A 3,376-nucleotide genomic window follows, 5' to 3' on the forward strand; every position below is an offset into this window, starting at 1 on the left:
GTCCGGGGCGGAGCCAGGACGGGGCAGCTCGGCTGGGTTTCGGCTGCGGCAGGGAGGAGTAGCGGTCGCCCTCACCGCAGGACGTGACCGAAGGGCGAGGGCGGGGCAGGCGATGCTCAGGGGCGCGGCCGGGCTCGGGGGCGGGGTGCCCGTGCGACGGTGAGGCGTCGGATGGGCTCGGCGAAGGCCGTGCCGAGGTTCGCGGGCCTTGAGGCGAAGGGACAGGTGGTGCCCGTAAGGCGGGATGGCGGGCGCCGAGCGCGGGCGGTCCCGGTTTCCAGGGGCCGAACGGGTCCTGGGCCGGGGGATCGCGAGTCGGCCGATCGTGGGGCGGTTAACGTCCTTGAAACTCCGGCCAACTAGCGTGCCCATCTCGCCACCAGCGGTTTTGGTGGCACCGGGCAACCGGACCCCGCACGGTCCGGAGCGAGGATGTGAGGTGGGAAGCCGTGCAACTGACCCCGCACGAGCAGGAGAGGCTGCTGATCCACGTGGCGGCGGACGTCGCAGAGAAGCGCAGGGCCCGTGGACTCAGACTGAATCATCCCGAGGCGGTCGCGCTGATCACCTCGCACATTCTCGAAGGCGCCCGTGACGGCCGTACCGTCGCCGAGCTGATGTCCTCCGGACGCAAGCTGCTGACCAGGGAAGACGTCATGGAGGGCATCCCCGAGATGATCCACGACGTCCAGGTCGAGGCGACCTTCCCGGACGGCACCAAGCTCGTCACCGTCCACGACCCGATCGTCTGAGGGAAGAGGCTGCCGTGATCCCCGGAGAGATCCTGTTCGCCGACGGACCCGTTGTGTACAACGAGGGCCGCGAGGTCACCTCGATGACCGTGCTGAACGCCGCCGACCGGCCCGTCCAGGTCGGCTCCCACTACCACTTCGCCGAGGCCAACCCCGGCCTGGAGTTCGACCGCGCGGCAGCGCGCGGCAAGCGGCTCAACATCGCCGCCGGCACCGCCGTACGCTTCGAACCCGGGATCCCCGTCGACGTAGAACTCGTCCCGCTCACCGGCGCGCGCATCGTGCCCGGACTGCGCGGGGAGACCGGAGGTGCCCTCGATGCCTGAGATCTCACGTGCCGCGTACGCCGACCTGTTCGGCCCCACCACCGGCGACCGAATCCGGCTCGCCGACACCGATCTGCTGATCGAGATCGAGGAGGACCGCAGCGGCGGTCCCGGACTCGCCGGCGACGAGGCGGTGTTCGGCGGCGGCAAGGTCATCCGCGAGTCCATGGGCCAGGCGCGTGCCACGCGCGCGGACGGCACCCCGGACACGGTCATCACGGGCGCGGTGATCGTCGACCACTGGGGCATCGTCAAGGCCGACATCGGCATCCGCGACGGCCGGATCACCGGCATCGGCAAGGCCGGCAACCCCGACACCATGGACGGGATCCACCCCGACCTGGTCATCGGCCCGGAGACCGAGATCATCGCGGGCAACGGCCGGATCGTGACGGCGGGCGCCATCGACGCGCACGTCCACCTGATCTGCCCGCAGATCGCCGACGAGGCGCTGGCGTCGGGCATCACGACTCTCGTGGGTGGCGGCACCGGCCCGGCCGAGGGTTCGAAGGCGACGACGGTGACCCCGGGCCCCTGGCACCTCGCCCGGATGCTGGAGGCGATGGAGCAGTACCCGCTCAACTTCGGCCTGCTCGGCAAGGGCAACACCGTCTCGCACGACGCGATGCTCTCCCAGATCCGGGGCGGCGCCCTCGGTCTGAAGATCCACGAGGACTGGGGCTCGACCCCGGCGGCCATCGACGCGGCCCTGACCGTCGCCGACCGCACGGGCATCCAGGTCGCCATCCACACGGACACCCTCAACGAGGCCGGGTTCGTGGCCGACACGCTCGCGGCCATCGCGGGCCGGGGCATCCACGCGTACCACACCGAGGGCGCGGGCGGCGGGCACGCGCCGGACATCATGTCCGTGGTCTCCGAGCCGCACGTCCTGCCGAGTTCCACCAATCCGACGCGGCCGTACACCGTCAACACCGCCGACGAGCACCTCGACATGCTGATGGTCTGCCACCACCTGAACCCGGCGGTGCCGGAGGACCTCGCGTTCGCCGAGTCGCGCATCCGGCCGTCGACGATCGGGGCGGAGGACATACTGCACGACCTGGGCGCGATCTCCATCATCTCGTCCGACGCGCAGGCCATGGGGCGGGTCGGCGAGGTCATCATGCGGACCTGGCAGACGGCCCATGTGATGAAGCGGCGCCGGGGCGCGCTCCCGGGTGACAGCGGCGCCGACAACCACCGCGTACGCCGTTATGTCGCCAAGTACACGATCAACCCGGCCCTCGCACAGGGGCTCGCGCGGGAGATCGGCTCCGTGGAGACGGGCAAGCTCGCCGACCTCGTCCTCTGGGAGCCCGCGTTCTTCGGGGTCAAGCCGCATCTCGTCATCAAGGGCGGGCAGATCGCGTACGCGCAGATGGGCGACGCGAACGCGTCGATCCCGACCCCGCAACCGATCCTGCCCCGGCCGATGTTCGGCGCGATCGGACGAGCACCGGCGTCCAACTCCTTCAACTTCGTCGCCCAGTTGGCGATCGAGGACGGGCTGCCGGAGCGGCTTCAGCTCGGCAAGCGGTTCGTGGCGATCGAGTCGACCCGTGCGGTGACCAAGGCCGACATGCGGGAGAACGACGCGCGTCCGGACGTACGGATCAACCCCGACAGCTTCGCCGTGCACATCGACGGGGAACTGGTCGAGGCGACTCCGGCCGCCGAACTGCCCATGGCTCAGCGGTACTTCCTCTTCTGATGAGGAGTTTCGGATGAGGAGTTCTGGATGAGCAGGGCAGCGTTGCTCGTCCTCGCCGACGGCCGCTTTCCCGCCGGAGGGCACGCGCACTCCGGCGGGGCCGAGGAGGCCGTCAAGGCGGGGCGGATCACCGGGGCCGCGAGCCTGGAGGAGTTCTGCCGGGGGCGGCTGCACACGACGGGGCTGGTGTCGGCCGCGCTGGCCGCAGCCGCCGCGCTCGGCGCCGATCCGGTGGCCCTCGACGGCGCGGCGGACGCGCGGACGCCGTCGCCGGCGTTGCGTGTCGCCGCGCGCAGGCTGGGGCGGCAGTTGACGCGGGCCGCGCGGGCCACCTGGCCGTCGGCCGAACTCGACGCGCTGGCGCGGGAGTTCCCCAAGGGTGCGCATCAGCCGGTGGTGCTGGGGCTCACCGCGCGGGCGGCGGGGCTGGGGGCGGAGGACGCGGCGTACTGCTCCGTGTACGAGAGTGTCAGTGGGCCCGCTACGGCGGTGGTGCGGTTGCTGAGCCTTGATCCGTTCGATGCGAGCGGGGTGCTGGCTCGGCTGGCGCCGGAGCTGGATCGTGTGGTGGACCGGGCTGTGGA

General features: G+C 71.2%; 4 protein-coding genes. All 4 read left to right on the forward strand.

Annotated elements, in window-relative coordinates; all coding sequences use genetic code 11:
• Positions 1 to 449 precede the first annotated feature (449 nt).
• Positions 450 to 752, forward strand: coding sequence for an urease subunit gamma (locus tag AOK08_RS40760; protein WP_055535472.1), 303 nt, complete (start codon positions 450 to 452; stop codon positions 750 to 752).
• A 14-nt stretch (positions 753 to 766) separates the two neighbouring features.
• Positions 767 to 1,078: an urease subunit beta gene (locus AOK08_RS40765; protein WP_055535474.1), complete on the forward strand. Its 312-nt coding sequence runs from the start codon at positions 767 to 769 to the stop codon at positions 1,076 to 1,078.
• Complete coding sequence (locus AOK08_RS40770; protein ID WP_055535476.1) at positions 1,071 to 2,792, forward strand: urease subunit alpha; 1,722 nt, start codon at positions 1,071 to 1,073, stop codon at positions 2,790 to 2,792. The genes AOK08_RS40765 and AOK08_RS40770 overlap by 8 nt, the downstream gene beginning before the upstream one ends.
• Before the next feature lie 27 nt (positions 2,793 to 2,819).
• A partial coding sequence (locus tag AOK08_RS40775; RefSeq protein WP_055535478.1) for an urease accessory protein UreF occupies positions 2,820 to 3,376 on the forward strand: 557 nt, incomplete at its 3' end.

The organism is Streptomyces graminilatus, assembly GCF_001418565.1.
Taxonomy (GTDB): domain Bacteria; phylum Actinomycetota; class Actinomycetes; order Streptomycetales; family Streptomycetaceae; genus Streptomyces; species Streptomyces graminilatus.

Excerpts from the sequence above, each read along its gene's own strand:
- AOK08_RS40770 (WP_055535476.1), top strand. The coding sequence starts at position 1,071 with ATGCCTGAGATCTCACGTGCCGCGTACGCCGACCTGTTCGGCCCCACC.